Genomic DNA, 17,044 nt, shown 5'->3' on the forward strand with positions numbered 1-17,044 from the left:
ACGGACCAGTGGCGTGGGGTGGGGACCCCGGCGCTTCCACATCGTTTTTCACTCACGCGCGGGAACGGGGGAGGATAGACGCATGCAGCCACGGAACATGTCCATGAGCGGCGTCGTCGACCTCGCCGCGGTGAAGGCGGCCCAGGAGGCCAAGGCCAAGGCGGAGCAGGCGCGCGCCGAGGCCGCCCGGCAGGGCGGGGCGGGTGCCGTCTCCCCGGCCGATCTCGTCATCGACGTCGACGAGGCCACCTTCGAACTCGACGTACTGCAGCGCTCCGCCGAGGTACCGGTCGTCATCGACTTCTGGGCCGAGTGGTGTCAGCCCTGCAAACAGCTGAGCCCTGTCCTGGAGCGGCTCGCGGTCGAGTACAACGGGCGCTTTCTGCTCGCGAAGATCGACGTCGACGCCAACCAGATGCTGATGCAGCAGTTCGGGGTGCAGGGCATCCCGGCCGTCTTCGCCGTCGTCGCGGGCCAGGCCCTGCCGCTCTTCCAGGGGGCGGCCGGCGAGCAGCAGATCCGGGAGACCCTCGACCAGCTGGTGCAGGTCGCCGAGCAGCGCTTCGGGCTGACCGGCCTGACCGTCGACCCCGACGCCGAGCCGGGCGGTCGTGCGGCCCCCGCGGCGCCGGCCGGGCCGCACGACGCGGTCCTGGAGGCCGCCGTACAGGCCCTGGACGCGGGTGACCTGGGCGGGGCGATCCAGGCGTACAAGAACGTGCTGAGCGAGGACCCCGGCAACTCCGAGGCCAAACTGGGTCTGGCGCAGGCCGAGTTGCTGGAGCGGGTGCAGGGCGTCGACCCGCAGCGGGTGCGCAAGGACGCGGCCGAGAAGCCGGCGGACGCGCAGGCGCAGATCGCCGCCGCCGATCTGGATCTCGTCGGGGGTCATGTGGAGGACGCCTTCGGGCGGCTCATCGAGACGGTGGCGCGTACGGTGGGTGACGACCGCGATGCCGTACGTCGTCGGCTCCTGGAGCTCTTCGAGCTCGTCGGTGCCGAGGATCCGAGGGTGATCGGGGCGCGCCGGGCCTTGGCCCGGGCGCTGTTCTGACCGGGATCCCGAGCGGGGCGGCGGGCCGGTTCTGACCAGTTGCTAAACGTCACGTCGTGTGATGCCCGAGTGAAAGATTTGCCGACGAGGCGTCAGAGCGGCCGCGCTTTACCAAATCTTGGTAATCGCGGCCGCTGTTACTCGGAGTAAATCCAGGGCGTAGTTCTGTCTGGTTCTGTCCAAGAGTAAACAGGTTTGCTCTGCCCCTGGATGCCACTGAGGGTGGCCTTTCGAGACCGCCGGGTCGTTCTTCGGTTATCCGGCCGTTACTAGCGAGTAACGAACCCCCTTGTGCGGGCGGCGAGAATGCACCACGATCGGCCACGCTCGGTCCATTCCCCCACCCCGACAGCCGGTCGGGTGCACGGGTTCAACTGGGTCCCCACCGAGCAGAGTCGGCGGCAGTGGCGCCGGCTCTTGGACAGGGGGGTCTTCGCCATCACGGCGAAGCCTGTCCAGCAGGTTGTGCGTGATGCGTGTCAGGCGCGACCAGTGGTTGTCGCTCGGGGGTGATCGCCGGTGATTCGGGCGCGGTTCGCGCCTCCGACTACGGGCGCTCCCCTTCCCGAGGACGTAGCACTTCTCCCATCCCTGCCCGGCTGAGCCGCCGACTGGTGACTAGTCAGGGCCAGGAGATGTACGTCCGAGAAGGAGGAAATATGGAGTCCCAGGTGCGTGGCGGGACCAGATGGAAGCGGTTCGCTGTGGTCATGGTGCCCAGCGTCGCCGCCACGGCGTGTATAGGTGTCGCCCTCGCGCAGGGCGCTCTGGCCGCGTCGTTCAGCGTTTCGGGTCAGTCGTTCAAGGTGACGGCGCAGGAGCTCCACGGCAAGGGCTTCTCGCAGTACGGGGCGATCGACCAGGGCTACACGATGTCCGGCGGCAAGTCGCTTCACCCCGTCGCCGTCTCGGCCTTCAAGTCGGCCACGATCCAGAAGATGTGCCAGTCGGTCGTCACCCCGGACATCCCGATCCTCGGCGATGTCACGCTGCGCCTCGAGGCGGGTGACAGCTCCGACGAGGCCAAGCAGGTCGCGGCGGAGAACCTGTACATCGACGTCGACACGCTCGACGCCGACGCCACCTTCCACAACATCGACATCGGTGTGGCCGCCAAGGACGCCAGCAAGGGTCCGGGCATGAAGGGCAACGGTGAGCAGGCCAACCCGTTCGGCTTCGCCCAGCAGGCGGACTCGGCGGACCTGAGCAACGTGAAGCAGACGGCGTGGGCGACCACCGCCGGAACCTTCAAGCTCAGCGGTCTGCACATGTCGCTGCACAAGGGCAGCGGCGCAGGAATCGAGTGCTACTAATCACTCGCTGACGGGCGGGGGAGCCGATGGCGCCCCCGCCCGTTCCCCCTTATGGCCGCGTCTTCACGCGCGGCACACATCACCACCACAGCAACGCCGCACCAGGGAGCTGTTTTCCATGAGCGCCGAGATTCCTGCCGTCGTACCCGGCCAGTTCACCCGCCGGAGGCTGCAGTTCCGCGCCTGGCGGGGCACTCGTCCGTTCTGGGCCGGTCTGTTTGTCCTGCTCAGCGGTCTTCCGATCATGTACTTCCCGTACTTCAACCTCCAGGTCGGACATCTGACGCTGGCCATGGCGACCACGGCCGGGGCCGGTTCCCTGATCATCGGCGTGCTGCTCGTCGTACTGGGCGTCAGCCTCTGGTTCCAGAAGCACGTGCGTACCTTCGCGGGTGTCGCGGCGATCCTGCTGGGGCTGGTGTCCCTCCCCGTCTCCAACTTCGGTGGCTTCCTCCTGGGCTTCCTGCTCGCCCTCGTCGGCGGAGCGATGGCCGTGGCGTGGGCGCCGGGAGTGCCTCCGCAGCCGGAGCCGGCCGAGGGGGCCACCACCGGCGGGGGTGGCGCACCCGAGGTTGCGCCCGAGGCCACCCCTGAGGTTGCGCTCGACAAGGACATGGGCGACGCGGGCGAGTTGAACGACCTGTCAGGAACGAGCCCGGCGAACGGGGCGAACGGGAGGCACAGTGCCGGCTGACGAGGTGACCCACGGGACTGATGTGGACGAGTCCCGTGTGAGAACCGGGCCGCGGCATGCGGCACCCAAGAAGCCGCTGTTCACCAGGTTCCACATGCCGGCAGGCAAGGCGATAGCCACGGTGGCGATGCCGACCGCGGTGCTGATGGGCATGGGGTTCACATCGAGCCTGGCCCTCGCCGACAACAACTCCACACCGCCCACGTCCAAGAGTCTGACGGCGGACGAGTACAAGGACTGCGTCAAGGCCCTGGACGCGTCCGAGAGCCCCTCGGCCACGCCGACGCCCTCCGCGTCGGCGAGCGAGTCGACGAGCCCCACGGACACGGCCACGCCGACCCCCACGGCGTCCGCCGCGGCGCAGGACTCGTCCTCGGGCAAGACCTCTTCGTCGGACTCGGGTTCCGCCGACAAGGCCACGCCCGCGCCGTCCGCCACGCCCTCGTCGGGTACGTCGGACACGTCGTCGTCCGGTGGCGGCGGCACGGCGACCGAGACCCCGTCGCCGTCCGCGACCAGCGGGAACCTGCTCGACACGATCGGTGGCGCGATCAAGGACGTCCTCACCGGGGGCAGCGGCGACTCGACCTCCACCGCGAGTGCGACCCCCACGCCGTCGGCCTCCGCGTCCACGTCGTCGTCCTCGTCGTCTTCGTCGAGCGACAGCAAGGCCTCCGGCAGCAGCGCCACCGACACCGTCAAGGACACGGTCGGCACGGCCACCAAGACGGTCGACGACACCGTCAAGAAGGCCACCGACACGGCGACCACGGCGGCCCAGGACGCCGCCGACGCGGCCGCGACGGCCACCGCCAGTCCGAGCCCGTCGGCGAGCTCCACCACGTCCGCGGACAACTGCCCGGCCGCCACCGACGACACGAGCGGTGTCGACAACAAGGTGCCGGTGGCGGACGACCCCTGGTACCTCAACGCCAGCTCGCTGCTGCTCAAGGGCGCCGACTACCAGGGCATCGTCGAGGTGAAGACGGCCAACGGCACCACGAAGAAGGTGCTGAAGTACGTCATCTCCGGCGGAACCGACATCGGAGACCTGCACCAGACGGTGAACGACAAGCAGTCGGGCAAGACCTACCACGTGCAGGCGGCCTCCGGCTCGACGTCCACCATCCGGGACGGCGACACCGTGATGTACACGGAGAGCATCTCCGGCAACCTGTTCGGCCTGATCCCCGTGACATTCAGCCCGGACAGCCCGCCGCCGCTCAACATCCCCCTGATCTACTTCACCAAGGTGAAGGTGACGCAGGCCGCTCAGTTCGGCGGAACCCTTCACGTACCCGGGATGCAGGTGTACACGACCGACTGAGCACCCACACAAGCCCATTCGGGAGCCGCTCACAAGCTGAGGGCGCCCCCTGTCGCAGGGGGCGCCCTCAGTGGCGTACAAGGTCCTTCAGCGGGGCGTCACTTGCCGTCGCCGCCGACGTGGTGGACGCGGACCATGTTCGTGGTGCCGGGGACGCCGGGGGGTGAGCCGGCGGTGATGATGACCGTGTCGCCCGGGGTGAAGCGGTTGAGCTTGGCCAGTTCCTGGTCGACCATGTCGACCATTTCGTCCGTGCTGTTCACGAACGGAACGACGTGCGACTCCACGCCCCAGCTGAGCGTCAGCTGGTTGCGTGTGCCCTCGTCCGTGGTGAAGGCCAGGATCGGCTGGGCCGCGCGGTAGCGGGACAGCCTGCGGGCGGTGTCACCGGACTTGGTGAAGGCGATCAGGCCCTTGCCGCCCAGGAAGTCCGCGATCTCGCACGCGGCACGCGCGACCGAACCACCCTGCGTACGGGGCTTCTTGCCGGGGACGAGCGGCTGCAGGCCCTTGGAGAGCAGCTCCTCCTCGGCCGCGGTGACGATCTTCGACATCGTCTTGACCGTCTCGACCGGGTACGCGCCCACGCTCGACTCGGCCGACAGCATGACCGCGTCGGCGCCGTCCAGGATCGCGTTGGCCACGTCGGAGGCCTCGGCGCGGGTCGGGCGGGAGTTGGTGATCATCGACTCCATCATCTGGGTCGCCACGATCACCGGCTTGGCGTTGCGCCGGCACAGCTCGATCAGGCGCTTCTGCACCATGGGGACCCGCTCCAGCGGGTACTCGACGGCCAGGTCGCCGCGCGCGACCATCACACCGTCGAACGCCATCACGACGTCCTCCATGTTCTCCACCGCCTGCGGCTTCTCCACCTTGGCGACGACCGGGACGCGACGGCCCTCCTCGTCCATGATCCGGTGGACGTCGTTCACGTCCTTGGCGTCACGGACGAAGGACAGGGCGACCAGGTCGCAGCCCATGCGCAGCGCGAACCGCAGGTCCTCGACGTCCTTCTCGCTCAGCGCGGGCACGTTGACGGCCGCGCCGGGCAGGTTGATGCCCTTGTGGTCGGAGACGACACCGCCCTCGATGACGATCGTCCGCACCCGCGGGCCCTCGACGTCCACCACCTTCAGCTCGACGTTGCCGTCGTTGATCAGGATCTGGTCGCCCCGTGCGACATCGCCCGTCAGGCCCTTGTACGTCGTACCGCAGATCTGCTTGTCACCCGGTACGTCCTCGGTCGTGATGACGAACTCGTCACCACGCTCCAGTTCGACCGGACCCTCGGCGAAGGTCTCCAGACGGATCTTGGGGCCCTGCAGATCGGCGAGGACGCCGATGGCGCGGCCGGTCTCCTTGGAGGCGGCCCGGACGCGGTCGTACCGCGCCTGGTGCTCGGAGTGGGTGCCGTGGCTGAAGTTGAACCGAGCCACATTCATGCCGGCCTCGATCATGGAGACGAGCATCTCGTGGGAGTCGACCGCGGGGCCGAGAGTACAGACGATTTTCGAACGGCGCATGGAGCGATCCTATCGGTTTGTTTCGCTACGGAATATTCCGTCTGGTGGAAGATACAAATGGGCGGACGTGCGCTCAGTCGTGTTACCGCCGTGTAATTGCTCAGCTGTTCGCCTAAATGCTCAGCTGTTCGCTCAGCTGTTCTTTCCGACCAGTGCGTAGGTCTGTGTGGCGATCTCCAGTTCCTCGTCGGTGGGCACCACGGCGACGGCCACCCTCGCGTTCTCGGGCGAGATCAGCCGTGGCCCGTCGCCGCGTACGGCGTTCAGCTCGCCGTCCACCGCCAGGCCCAGCTCCTCCAGGCCCGCCACGGCAGCCTCTCGCACGGGACTCGCGTTTTCCCCGACTCCCGCTGTGAAAGTGACCGCGTCCACCCGTCCGAGCACCGCGTAATAGGCGCCTATGTACTTCTTCAGGCGGTGAATGTAGATGTCGAAGGCGAGACGCGCCCGTTCGTCGTCCTCGTCCATCCGACGGCGGATCTCCCGCATGTCGTTGTCACCGCACAGCCCGAACAGACCGCTTCTCTTGTTGAGGAGAGTGTCGATCTCGTCCATGGACATTCCGCCAACACGCTGCAAATGGAAGATGACGGCCGGATCCAGGTCGCCGGAGCGCGTCCCCATCACCAGCCCCTCCAGCGGGGTGAGCCCCATCGAGGTGTCCACGCACCGGCCGCCGCGCACCGCCGAGGCGGACGCCCCGTTGCCCAGGTGCAGCACGATGACGTTGACCTCCTCCGGCGCCTTCCCGAGCAGCTTCGCGGTCGCCCGGGAGACGTAGGCGTGCGAGGTGCCGTGGAAGCCGTAGCGTCGGATGCGGTACCGGTCCGCCAGCTTCGGGTCGATCGCGTAGCGCGCCGCGGACTCCGGCATGGTCGTGTGGAACGCGGTGTCGAACACCGCGACCTGGGGCAGGTCGGGGCGCAGCGCCAGGGCCGTGCGGATACCGGTGAGGTTGGCCGGGTTGTGCAGCGGCGCGACCGGGATCAGCCGCTCGATCTCGGTGAGCACGGCGTCGTCGATGACGGTCGGCTCGGTGAAGAACATGCCGCCGTGCACCACGCGGTGCCCGATCGCGGCGAGTTCCGGCGAGTCCAGGCCGAGACCGTCCTTGGCCAGCTCCTCGGCCACGGCCTTGAGGGCGGCGTCGTGGTCGGCGATCGGCCCGTTCTCCTCACGGGCGGCGCCCGAGGTGAGACAGGTGTGCTTCAGCCGGGAGGTCTGCTCGCCGATGCGCTCGACGAGGCCCGCCGCCAGCCGGCTGCTGTCGCGCATGTCCAGCAGCTGGTACTTCACCGACGAGGAGCCGGAGTTGAGGACGAGGACGCGCGAAGCAGAAGGGGCCGAGCGCAGCTCGTCGGACAGGGCGGTGGTGGGTGACGGGTGGGCGGTCACTGGGCGGTTGCCTTCTCGCTCTGGGCCTGGATGGCCGTGATGGCGACGGTGTTGACGATGTCCTGGACCAGGGCACCCCGGGACAGGTCGTTGACCGGCTTGCGCAGCCCCTGCAGCACCGGGCCGACGGCGATCGCGCCGGCCGAGCGCTGCACGGCCTTGTACGTGTTGTTGCCGGTGTTGAGGTCGGGGAAGATCAGCACGCTGGCCTGTCCGGCGACCTCCGAGCCGGGCAGTTTGGTGGCCGCGACCGACGGCTCCACGGCCGCGTCGTACTGGATCGGCCCCTCGATCTTCAGGTCGGGCCGCCGCGAGCGCGCCAGCTCGGTCGCCTCGCGCACCTTGTCGACGTCGGCGCCCGAACCGGACGTACCCGTGGAGTACGACAGCATCGCGATCCGCGGCTCCACGCCGAACTGCTGCGCGGTGGCGGCCGACTGGATGGCGATGTCGGCCAGTTGCTCGGCGTTCGGGTCCGGGTTGACCGCGCAGTCGCCGTAGACCAGCACCTTGTCGGCCAGGCACATGAAGAACACGGAGGAGACGATGGACGACTCCGGGGTGGTCTTGATGATCTCGAAGGCGGGCCGGATGGTGGCGGCCGTGGAGTGCACGGACCCGGAGACCATGCCGTCGGCGAGACCCTCCTGGACCATCAGGGTGCCGAAGTAGGTCACGTCGGAGACGACGTCGTAGGCCAGCTCCACCGTCACGCCCCGGTGGGCCCGCAGCCCGGCGTACGTCTGGGCGAAGGCGTCGCGCAGCTCGGAGGTGGCCGGGTCGATCAGCTGGGCGTCGCCGAGGTCGATGCCGAGGTCGGCGGCCTTCTTGCGGATCAGGTCGACGGGACCGAGCAGGGTCAGGTCGCACACACCCCGGCGCAGCAGCACCTCGGCGGCGTGCAGCACACGCTCCTCGGTGCCCTCCGGCAGGACGACACGGCGCTTGTCGGAGCGGGCCTGTTCGAGCAGCTTGTGCTCGAACATCATCGGGGTGACCCGGTCACTGCTCGGCGCGGAGACCCGCTTGAGCAGGTCGCCGGTGTCGACGTACCGCTCGAACAGACCGAGCGCGGTCTCCGCCTTGCGCGGGGTGACCGCGCTCAGCTTGCCCTCCAGGGAGAACAGCTGCTCGGCGGTGGGGAAGCTGTTGCCGGGCACCGAGACGACCGGGGTGCCCGGGGCGAGCCGGGCGGCGAGGGTGAGGATCTCCTCGGAGGGCCGCTCGTTCAGGGTGAGCAGCAGGCCGGCTATCGGCGGGGTGCCGGCGCTGTGCGCGGCGAGCGAGCCGATCACCAGGTCGGCGCGGTCGCCGGGGGTCACCACCAGGCAGCCGGGGGTCAGGGCGCCGAGCAGGTTCGGCAGCATGGCGCCGCCGAAGACGAAGCCGAGCGCGTCCCGGGCCAGCCCCGAGTCGTCCCCGAGCAGCACGGTGCCGCCCAGGGCCTGGGTGATCTGGGAGACCGTCGGCGCGGACAGCGCGGGCTCGTCGGGCAGCACCCAGCAGGGGACCGGCAGCCGGTTGCCGAGCCGCTCGGCGATCTCGGCGCGGTCCTCGCGGGCCACTCGGTTGGCGACCATGGCGAGGACGTCGCAGCCGAGACTGTCGTACGCCCGGAACGCGTTGCGCGTCTCGGCGCGCACGGACTCGGCGGTCTGCCGGCGGCCGCCCACGACCGGGATCACGGACGCGCCGAACTCATTGGCGAGCCGGGCGTTCAGGGACAGCTCGTCCGGGAGCTGGGTGTCGGCGAAGTCGGTGCCGAGGACCAGGACGACGTCGTAGTCCCGCGCGACCAGATGGAACCGGTCGACGAGGATGGACACCAGTTCGTCCGTTCCCTGTTCGGCCTGCAGCGCGGACGCCTCGTGGTAGTCCATGCCGTAGACGGTCGCCGGATCCTGGGACAGCCGGTACCGGGCGCGCAGTAGCTCGAACAGACGATCGGGGCTGTGGTGGACGAGCGGCCGGAACACCCCCACCCGGTCGACCTGCCGGGTCAGCAGCTCCATGACTCCCAGCTCGACGACCTGGCGGCCGTCGCCGCGGTCGATCCCCGTCACGTACACGCTGCGCGTCACGCGGGCACTCCGTTTCGTCTGGCACGTCTCCGCATAAAAATCGCCCACCGAGGTGAGCAGATCCCTCTTGACAATACCCCTGGCGCTAGATAAGGCGCCCGCCAGGGCATCGGCCCCCTGGCGGACGTGAAACAATCGGACTTGCTCACCGGTACCGACAGCGACCAGGAGACACAGCACGATGCGCATCGGAGTTCTCACCGCAGGCGGCGACTGCCCCGGCCTGAACGCCGTGATCCGGTCCGTCGTGCACCGGGCGGTGGCGCAGTACGGCGACGAGGTCATCGGCTTCGAGGACGGCTACCGGGGACTGCTCGACGGCCACTACCGCACCCTCGACCTGGACGCGGTCAGCGGCATCCTGGCCCGCGGCGGCACCATCCTCGGCTCCTCCCGGCTGGAGCGCGACCGGCTGCGCGAGGCCTGTGAGCGGGCCACCGACATGGTCGGCGAGTTCGGCATCGACGCGCTGATCCCGATCGGCGGCGAGGGCACGCTGACCGCCGCCCGGATGCTCTCCGACGCCGGTCTGCCGGTCGTGGGCGTGCCGAAGACGATCGACAACGACATCTCCTCCACGGACCGCACCTTCGGCTTCGACACCGCGGTCGGCGTGGCCACGGAGGCCATGGACCGCCTCAAGACCACCGCCGAGTCCCACCAGCGCGTGATGGTCGTCGAGGTCATGGGCCGTCACGCGGGCTGGATCGCCCTGGAGTCCGGCATGGCCGGCGGCGCCCACGGCATCTGCCTGCCCGAACGCCCCTTCGACCCGGCCCACCTGGTCAAGATGGTCGAGGAGCGGTTCTCCCGCGGCAAGAAGTTCGCCGTCGTCTGCGTCGCCGAGGGCGCCCACCCCGCCGAGGGCACCATGGACTACAGCAAGGGCGAGATCGACCAGTTCGGCCACGAGCGCTTCCAGGGCATCGGCACGGCACTGGCGTACGAGCTGGAGCGGCGCCTCGGCAAGGAGGCCAAGCCCGTCATCCTCGGCCACGTCCAGCGCGGCGGCACCCCGACCGCGTACGACCGCATCCTCGCCACCCGCTTCGGCTGGCACGCGGTGGAGGCCGCGCACCGGGGCGAGTTCGGCCGGATGACGGCGCTGCGCGGCACCGACATCGTGATGGTGCCGCTCGCGGAGGCGGTCACCGAGCTGAAGACGGTCCCGAAGGACCGGATGGACGAGACGGAGTCGGTCTTCTAGGACGTCCAGGCACGGCGCGGTGCTGCGTCGGCCTGCCGGGTCCTGCGCGGTCCCGGCAGGTCCAGCCAGGCCCTCCAGGTCCTCCTGGTCTCAGGCCGTACTGGCCTCCACCCTCGACCAGAAGTGCTCCACGATCCGGTCGAGGAAGTCACGGCCGTTGCCGCTGGAGTCCTCCGCGGCACTGGTGCCGCCCCAGCTCAGCGTGGCCACCATCCGCCCCTGGTAGTCCTGGTGCAGCTCCTGGAGGGTGCCCTCCAGGAGCCGGCGGTCCAGCGGCACCATCCGGCTCACCGGTCGCACATAGGCCCGCCACCGCGTGGTGACCGCACTGCGCAGCAACTCGGCCAGTTTCCCGTCGCGGCCGCTGACGGTCACGAAGTCGGGCAGGGACAACGCGAGCAGCTCGGCGAGGGCGGCGGACTGCCGCTCGGTGCCGCGCCACTCGTCGTGCTCCTCCATCCGCAGATAGGCGAGGAGTTCGACCCCGACGGCGAGGGCGACGTCCTCCGCCGCCAGCCCACGGGCGACGCGGTGCTCGCGCAGACTGCGCGGCCGCCCGATCAGCTCACCCGGTGAACACCACAACACCCCGGCGAGAGCGGTGAGTTCGGGACTGCTGGGCGTGGCGAGGCCCCGCTCCCAGGTGACGACCAGGTCAGCGGTGACGTACGGCAACCCGTACGAGGCACGCATTCCGTGGGCGACGTGTTCGGGTGTCATGCCGAGAGCGGCACGGAGTCGGCGGGCGGCGGGGGCGTTGAAGGGGGGACCTGGCTGGTTCCGTGGGTCTGGCGGTCGGCGCACAGCGGACAACGTACGGGTGCGCGGGGGCGCTGACTACGGTCTGTTCGGCCAGGATCACCGATTGTAGGAACGTACGGTTCCGGCCGGTCGGGACTACTGCCGTCCGGTCCGCTTCCCGGTCACGGGACCGTAGAAGGTCCCGCCCCTGAAGTCGATGTGGTCGCCCCCGTAGACGGCTCGGGGCCCCTCCTCGGAGTGCGTGGAAGCATCGCCGGCTCCGGGCCGGTGCTTGCGCAGCAGCGCCATCGCCACCGCTGCCGCGCGCGTGGCCGCCCGCCGCTGTGAACCCCCGGCGTCCGCCTCGGACTTCCGCGCGTCGGCGTGGTCGCTGACGCCCCGGACGACCAGGGCGTCCACCTGCCCGCTCAGCTGCGCCGCATGGGCCGCGCCGGACCCCTCCATCTCGATCGCGGCCGCGTCGTTGTAGTGCTCCCGGAGGTGACGGGCGACCTCGGAGCCGGCGTCGGCCAGGACGACGTCACCGGTGGCGATCGGCTTGAAGTGGGCCCGTACGTCCGTCATGTCCCGTACGGCCGAACGCGCGGCCTGCACCAGCGCGTTGGAGCCGTACCAGGCATCCGGGCGGACGAGCAGGCCCTCGGCGGTCTGCTTGCCGCCGTGGATGCCGTACACCTTGGTTCCGACGACGACGTCGCCGATGCCGATGTCGTCCTTGAGGCCGCCCGCGACACCGACGAAGAGGACCGCCCGCGGACGGAGCCAGTCGATGAGCGACGCGGTGAGCGCCGCGGTCGCCCTGGCGCCCTCGCCCAGCTCGCCGATCGCCACGTGCCAGGGGGTGCCGGGCAGCCGTCCGCGTTCGAGCCGGGTTCCGTTGCCGGGGTGGACGAGCTCCTGGCGGTCCTCGACATGGGCGCGGACGGCGGAGTACTCCAGAGCGAGCGCGGTCAGGACCAGAACGGTGGGCTGTGTCTCCGGCACACTCTTAAGGTACTGCCGGGGGAAGGGGTCGTAGTGCCGGAACGAGACGTCACCGTGGGGCAGTTGCTGCTCATCGAGTACCAGACCGTCAAGGACGAGCAGAAGACGAGGATCGGGTTCCGGGACAACCTCCTCTACGTCACGCTCACCGTCGTCGCCGCCGTCATCGCCGCGTCGGCGCAGGCCGGACGGCCCGCCATGCTGCTCGCGCTGCCGCCGGTCTGTGTGGTCCTCGGCTGGACCTATCTCGTCAACGACCAGAAGATCTCGGCGATCGGCCGGTACGTTCGCGAGGACCTGGGTCCCCGGCTCGCGCGGCTCGCCCGGTCCGAAGAGGTCGGAGGGTCCGGCGCGTCCGGAGCGTCCGGACAGGCCGGGGAGGGCGGGGAGGGTGCGGAGGTCTTCGGCTGGGAGCGCGTTCATCGCGGCGACCGGCGTCGCCGGTCGCGCAAGGCCGTGCAGTGCGTCATCGACCTGCTCGCCTTCTGCCTCGTGCCGCTCGCCGGGCTCACCGTCTACTGGACCGGCGGGCAGGGCAGCGGCGGCCTCCTCGTGGTGTCCGTCGTGGAAGCCCTGGCCGTGGTCGGTCTCGGCGCGCAGGTCGTGTCGTACGCCGGGGCGAACACCTCCGGGTGACGGGGCGGCTCAAGGGGCGGCTCACTGCTGCCCCTTGACCCACCGGTACTGCAACTCCGGCCGCCCCACGGTCCCGTACTGCGGACTGCGCGCCGCCCGTCCCGCGTCCACCAGGTGCTCCAGATAGCGGCGGGCCGTGATGCGGGAGATGCCGACCGCCTCGGCGACACCGGCGGCCGTGAGGCCCTGCGCGCAGTCCCGCAGGGTCACCGTGACCCGCTCCAGCGTCGGCCCGCTCAGCCCCTTCGGCAGTGCCGCCGGTCCTGGCGCCCGGAGTGAGGCCAGTGCCCGGTCCACCTCGTCCTGACCGCTTGCCTCGCCCACCGCCGCACGGAACTCGGCGTACCGCACCAGCCGGTCCCGCAACGTCGCGAACGTGAACGGCTTCAGGACGTACTGCACGACCCCGAGCGAGACCCCTTCCCGGACCACGGTCAGATCCCGCGCCGAGGTCACCGCGATGACATCGGCGTGATGCCCGGCCGCCCGCAGGGAGCGCGCGAACTGCAGGCCGTGCACATCGGGCAGATGCAGATCGAGCAGCAGCAGGTCCACCCGCGTACGGTCCAGGAGGCGCCGTGCCTCCGCCCCCGTGTGCGCCTTGCCCACGGCGACGAACCCCGGCACCCGGCCGACGTACATCACATGCGCGTCCGCCGCCACCGGGTCGTCCTCCACCACCAGCACGCGGATGGACTGCTCGTTCGTCATACGTCGCCTCCAGACACCGGGGACGGCCCGACCGCCGTGTGCAACGGCAACCGCACCTCGAACTCCGCCCCACCACCGTCGGCCTCCGCCACCGTCAGCGTCCCCTGCTGACGGTGCACGGCCTGCCGGACCAGGGCCAGGCCGAGCCCGCGCCCGCCGGGTCCCGCCGGCTTGGTGGTGAACCCCCGCTGGAATACCAGTTCCGCATGGGCCGGATCCACACCGCTGCCGGTGTCCGCGACCCGCAGGACGAGATCCCCTCCCTTCCCGCCTTCCGCGCCCGCCCCGCCTTCTGGGTATGCGGTCACCGTCACCCGCGCCCCGACGCTGCCCTGCGCCGCGTCCACCGCGTTGTCGATCAGATTGCCCAGGATGGTCACCAGATCGCGGGCCGGGAGGCCGCGCGGGAGGACCCCGTCGTCCAGGCGGCTGTCCTCGGAGAGGACCAGCTCCACGCCCCGCTCGTTCGCCTGCGCCGTCTTGCCGAGCAGCAGGGCGGCCAGGACCGGCTCGCTCACCGCCGCCACCACCTGGTCCGTCAGCGCCTGCGCCAGTTCCAGCTCCGCCGTGGCGAAGTCGACCGCCTCCTGGGCGCGGCCCAGTTCGATCAGCGAGACGACCGTGTGCAGACGGTTCGCCGCCTCGTGCGCCTGGGAGCGCAGTGCCTGGGTGAAACCGCGTTCGGAGTCCAGCTCGCCCATCAGGGACTGGAGCTCGGTCACGTCCCGGAGCGTCACGACCGTTCCGCGGCGCTCGCCGCCCGACACCGGCGAGGTGTTCACGACCAGCACCCGGTCCGCCGTCAGATGGACCTCATCCACCCGGGGTTCGGAGGCGAGCAGGGCACCCGTCAGCGGGGCAGGCAGCCCGAGTCCCGCCACCGACGTGCCGATCACGTCCGCCTCGGCCGGCACGCCCAGCAGCTCCCGGCCGCCGTCGTTGATCAGCGCCACCCGGTACTGGCCGTCCAGCATCAGCAGCCCCTCGCGCACCGCGTGCAGCGTGGCCTCGTGGTAGTCGTGCACCTGGCTCAGCTCGGTCGCGTTCATGCCGTGGGTGTGGCGGCGCAGCCGGGCGTTGACGACGTACGTACCGACCGCGCCCAGCAGCAGGGCACCGCCGGCCACCGCGAGCAGCGCGGTGACCTGGCCCTGCACCCGCTTGCTGATCGCCTCGACCTTGATGCCGGCGCTGACCAGGCCGATGACGCGGCCGTTCTCCTCCACGGGCGTGACCGCGCGGACGGACGGACCGAGTGTGCCGGTGTACGTCTCGGTGAAGGTGTGGCCGTGCTGGGCGGGGCCGATACGGCCGAGGAAGTGCCTGCCGATCTGTTTTTCCTCGGGGTGCGTCCAGCGGATGCCGGACGGGTTCATGATCGTCACGAAGTCGACGTCCGCGTCCCGCATCACCTGGAGGGCGTAGGGCTGTAGCCGGAGGGTGGGGTCGGCGGTGTGGATGGCAGAGCGGACCGAGGGGGAGTCCGCGATCGAGCGGGCCACGGCCGTGGCGTGACGGGCCGCCGCGTCCTCGGCCTGCCGCTGGTCGCTGACGTAGGTGAACAGCGCGTACCCGGCCACGAGCACCGCTATCAGCACGGCCTGCATCGCGAAGAGCTGGCCGGCCAGGCTGCGGGGACGGGGGACGGACGGGAAGCGCATGTCGTCAGTGTGCCTCTGCGGTTAAGCGTGAACTAAATGAACGGAAGGGTGACCGCCCTCACAGGGCGGGAGATAGTCACGGCATTCCCCATAACCCCCGGACGTGAGCCGCACGCCGGTGTGTTGCCGACGAAGACGTCAAGGAGGGCAGCCGTGGCCGCCAGTACCCCCGATACGGCTCCAGCCGCACCCGCTGTGAAGCGGGACCGTACCCACTACCTGTACATCGCCGTCATCGCGGCGGTCGCGCTCGGTATCGCCGTGGGGCTCATCTGGCCCGACCTCGGGGTCGAGCTCAAGCCCCTCGGTACGGGCTTTGTGAACCTGATCAAGATGATGATCTCGCCGATCATCTTCTGCACGATCGTGCTCGGGATCGGGTCCGTCCGCAAGGCCGCCAAGGTCGGCGCCGTCGGCGGTATCGCCCTCGGCTACTTCCTCGTCATGTCGCTGGTCGCGCTGAGCATCGGGCTCGTCGTCGGCAACGTCCTGCACCCGGGCGACGGGCTGCATCTGACCGACGCGCTCAAGGCGACCGGGCACGACCAGGTGTCCGCGGACGCGCTGCCGCCCGTCGAGTTCGTGCTGTCGATCATCCCCATGACCTTCGTCTCCGCGTTCACGGAGGGACAGGTCCTGCAGACCCTGCTCGTGGCGCTGCTCACCGGGTTCGCGCTGCAGGCCATGGGCCCGGTCGGCCAGCCGGTGCTGCGCGGCATCGAGCACATCCAGCGGCTCGTGTTCCGCATCCTCGCCATGGTGATGTGGGCCGCCCCGATCGGTGCCTTCGGCGCCATCGCGGCGGTGGTCGGTTCCGCCGGTCTGGACGCGCTCAAGAGCCTCGCCGTGCTGATGCTCGGCTTCTACGTGACCTGCTTCCTGTTCGTCTTCATCGTGCTCGCCGCGCTGCTGCGCGCCGTCTCCGGGCTGAACATCTTCTCGCTGTTCAAGTACCTGGGCCGGGAGTTCCTGCTGATCCTGTCCACCTCCTCCTCCGAGTCCGCGCTGCCGCGGCTCATCGCGAAGATGGAGCACCTGGGCGTCAGCAAGGCCGTCGTCGGCATCACCGTGCCGACCGGCTACTCCTTCAACCTCGACGGCACCATGATCTACATGACCATGGCGTCGCTCTACATCGCCGACGCGCTCGGTACGCCGATGTCGATCGGCGAGCAGATCCCGCTGCTGCTCTTCCTGCTCCTCGCCTCCAAGGGCGCGGCGGGCGTCAGCGGCGCGGGGCTTGCGACCCTGGCCGGTGGTCTGCAGTCGCACAAGCCCGCGCTGGTCGACGGCGTCGGCCTGATCGTCGGCATCGACCGCTTCATGAGCGAGGCCCGTGCCCTGACGAACTTCGCGGGCAACTCGGTCGCGACGGTGCTGATCGGCACCTGGACCAAGGAGATCGACAAGGACCGCGTCAAGCAGGTCCTCGCCGGCGAGCTGCCGTTCGACGAGACGACCCTGCTGGACGAGGGCGAGGCCGCCGCGGCCGCCGAGCCGACCGGGGACGGCGAGAAGGAACTCGCGAAGGCCTGACCGGGGCCTCATCCTCCGCCTTTTCCGACGCCCCTTCCGACCGCCGGGCGCCCGGCCCTGCCTGAACCCGGGGCACCGATCGCATAGGATTGCCTGATCCTCTCAAGCAAGGAGGGTGTCATGCTGGACCGACTCGCCGCGGCCATCGACCGGCACT

General features: G+C 69.9%; 14 protein-coding genes. 7 read left to right on the forward strand and 7 right to left on the reverse strand.

Annotation, left to right across the window (positions count from 1 at the left end):
• Positions 1-82: 82 nt before the first annotated feature.
• The 4 genes from AB0I54_RS04305 to AB0I54_RS04320 all read left to right on the forward strand — a co-directional run bounded on the left by AB0I54_RS04305 (position 83) and on the right by AB0I54_RS04320 (position 4,388).
• Complete coding sequence (locus tag AB0I54_RS04305; RefSeq protein ID WP_363294320.1) at positions 83-1,054, forward strand: tetratricopeptide repeat protein; 972 nt, start codon at positions 83-85, stop codon at positions 1,052-1,054.
• A 659-nt stretch (positions 1,055-1,713) separates the two neighbouring features.
• A complete protein-coding gene (locus AB0I54_RS04310; protein ID WP_363294321.1) occupies positions 1,714-2,367 on the forward strand; it encodes a DUF6230 family protein in 654 nt (217 codons plus the stop codon).
• Positions 2,368-2,485: 118 nt separating this feature from the next.
• The gene (locus AB0I54_RS04315; protein WP_363294322.1) at positions 2,486-3,061 is read left to right on the forward strand and encodes a DUF6114 domain-containing protein; all 576 of its coding nucleotides are present in this window, start codon (positions 2,486-2,488) and stop codon (positions 3,059-3,061) included.
• Entirely contained in the window at positions 3,051-4,388 is a 1,338-nt protein-coding gene (locus AB0I54_RS04320) for a hypothetical protein (RefSeq protein ID WP_363294323.1), read from the forward strand. The genes AB0I54_RS04315 and AB0I54_RS04320 overlap by 11 nt, the downstream gene beginning before the upstream one ends.
• A 98-nt stretch (positions 4,389-4,486) precedes the next feature.
• Here AB0I54_RS04320 and pyk read toward each other — a convergent pair whose 3' ends face one another.
• The 3 genes from pyk to pta form a co-directional block, all read right to left on the reverse strand.
• A complete protein-coding gene (gene pyk / locus AB0I54_RS04325) occupies positions 4,487-5,914 on the reverse strand; it encodes a pyruvate kinase (protein ID WP_363294324.1) in 1,428 nt (475 codons plus the stop codon).
• 132 nt (positions 5,915-6,046) lie between these two features.
• Positions 6,047-7,267 carry an acetate kinase gene (locus AB0I54_RS04330; protein WP_363294370.1) on the reverse strand — a complete coding sequence of 407 codons (1,221 nt, stop codon included), beginning with the start codon at positions 7,265-7,267 and terminating at the stop codon, positions 6,047-6,049.
• Between the two features lie 38 nt (positions 7,268-7,305).
• The gene (gene pta, locus AB0I54_RS04335) at positions 7,306-9,390 is read right to left on the reverse strand and encodes a phosphate acetyltransferase (RefSeq protein ID WP_363294325.1); all 2,085 of its coding nucleotides are present in this window, start codon (positions 9,388-9,390) and stop codon (positions 7,306-7,308) included.
• A gap of 181 nt (positions 9,391-9,571) precedes the next feature.
• On the opposite strand from pta, the gene AB0I54_RS04340 reads away from it, so the two are divergent.
• Positions 9,572-10,597, forward strand: coding sequence for an ATP-dependent 6-phosphofructokinase (locus tag AB0I54_RS04340; protein WP_363294326.1), 1,026 nt, complete (start codon positions 9,572-9,574; stop codon positions 10,595-10,597).
• Positions 10,598-10,687: 90 nt separating this feature from the next.
• On the opposite strand, the gene AB0I54_RS04345 is transcribed toward AB0I54_RS04340, so the two are convergent.
• Complete coding sequence (locus AB0I54_RS04345) at positions 10,688-11,317, reverse strand: XRE family transcriptional regulator (protein ID WP_363294327.1); 630 nt, start codon at positions 11,315-11,317, stop codon at positions 10,688-10,690.
• A gap of 177 nt (positions 11,318-11,494) precedes the next feature.
• A complete protein-coding gene (locus AB0I54_RS04350) occupies positions 11,495-12,343 on the reverse strand; it encodes a 5'-methylthioadenosine/S-adenosylhomocysteine nucleosidase (RefSeq protein WP_363294328.1) in 849 nt (282 codons plus the stop codon).
• Positions 12,344-12,376: 33 nt separating this feature from the next.
• Here AB0I54_RS04350 and AB0I54_RS04355 point away from each other — a divergent pair, with 33 nt between their 5' ends.
• The gene (locus AB0I54_RS04355; RefSeq protein WP_363294329.1) at positions 12,377-12,979 is read left to right on the forward strand and encodes a hypothetical protein; all 603 of its coding nucleotides are present in this window, start codon (positions 12,377-12,379) and stop codon (positions 12,977-12,979) included.
• 21 nt (positions 12,980-13,000) lie between these two features.
• Here AB0I54_RS04355 and AB0I54_RS04360 read toward each other — a convergent pair whose 3' ends face one another.
• Together AB0I54_RS04360 and AB0I54_RS04365 are read right to left on the reverse strand one after the other, a co-directional pair.
• Positions 13,001-13,690, reverse strand: a complete 690-nt coding sequence (locus tag AB0I54_RS04360) for a response regulator (RefSeq protein ID WP_363294330.1) — start codon at positions 13,688-13,690, stop codon at positions 13,001-13,003.
• Positions 13,687-15,351, reverse strand: coding sequence for a sensor histidine kinase (locus tag AB0I54_RS04365; RefSeq protein WP_363294331.1), 1,665 nt, complete (start codon positions 15,349-15,351; stop codon positions 13,687-13,689). The genes AB0I54_RS04360 and AB0I54_RS04365 overlap by 4 nt, the downstream gene beginning before the upstream one ends.
• Before the next feature lie 153 nt (positions 15,352-15,504).
• Between AB0I54_RS04365 and AB0I54_RS04370 the strand changes: the two genes are divergently transcribed.
• Complete coding sequence (locus AB0I54_RS04370) at positions 15,505-16,887, forward strand: cation:dicarboxylase symporter family transporter (RefSeq protein ID WP_363294332.1); 1,383 nt, start codon at positions 15,505-15,507, stop codon at positions 16,885-16,887.
• Positions 16,888-17,044: the final 157 nt, after the last annotated feature.

Source organism: Streptomyces sp. NPDC050625, assembly GCF_040654755.1.
Classification (GTDB): domain Bacteria; phylum Actinomycetota; class Actinomycetes; order Streptomycetales; family Streptomycetaceae; genus Streptomyces.

Coding starts and splice junctions, on each gene's coding strand:
- AB0I54_RS04305 (WP_363294320.1), top strand. CDS start 83: ATGCAGCCACGGAACATGTCCATGAGCGGCGTCGTCGACCTCGCCGCG.
- AB0I54_RS04310 (WP_363294321.1), top strand. CDS start 1,714: ATGGAGTCCCAGGTGCGTGGCGGGACCAGATGGAAGCGGTTCGCTGTG.
- AB0I54_RS04315 (WP_363294322.1), top strand. CDS start 2,486: ATGAGCGCCGAGATTCCTGCCGTCGTACCCGGCCAGTTCACCCGCCGG.
- pyk (WP_363294324.1), bottom strand. CDS start 5,914: ATGCGCCGTTCGAAAATCGTCTGTACTCTCGGCCCCGCGGTCGACTCC.
- AB0I54_RS04340 (WP_363294326.1), top strand. CDS start 9,572: ATGCGCATCGGAGTTCTCACCGCAGGCGGCGACTGCCCCGGCCTGAAC.
- AB0I54_RS04345 (WP_363294327.1), bottom strand. CDS start 11,317: ATGACACCCGAACACGTCGCCCACGGAATGCGTGCCTCGTACGGGTTG.
- AB0I54_RS04360 (WP_363294330.1), bottom strand. CDS start 13,690: ATGACGAACGAGCAGTCCATCCGCGTGCTGGTGGTGGAGGACGACCCG.
- AB0I54_RS04365 (WP_363294331.1), bottom strand. CDS start 15,351: ATGCGCTTCCCGTCCGTCCCCCGTCCCCGCAGCCTGGCCGGCCAGCTC.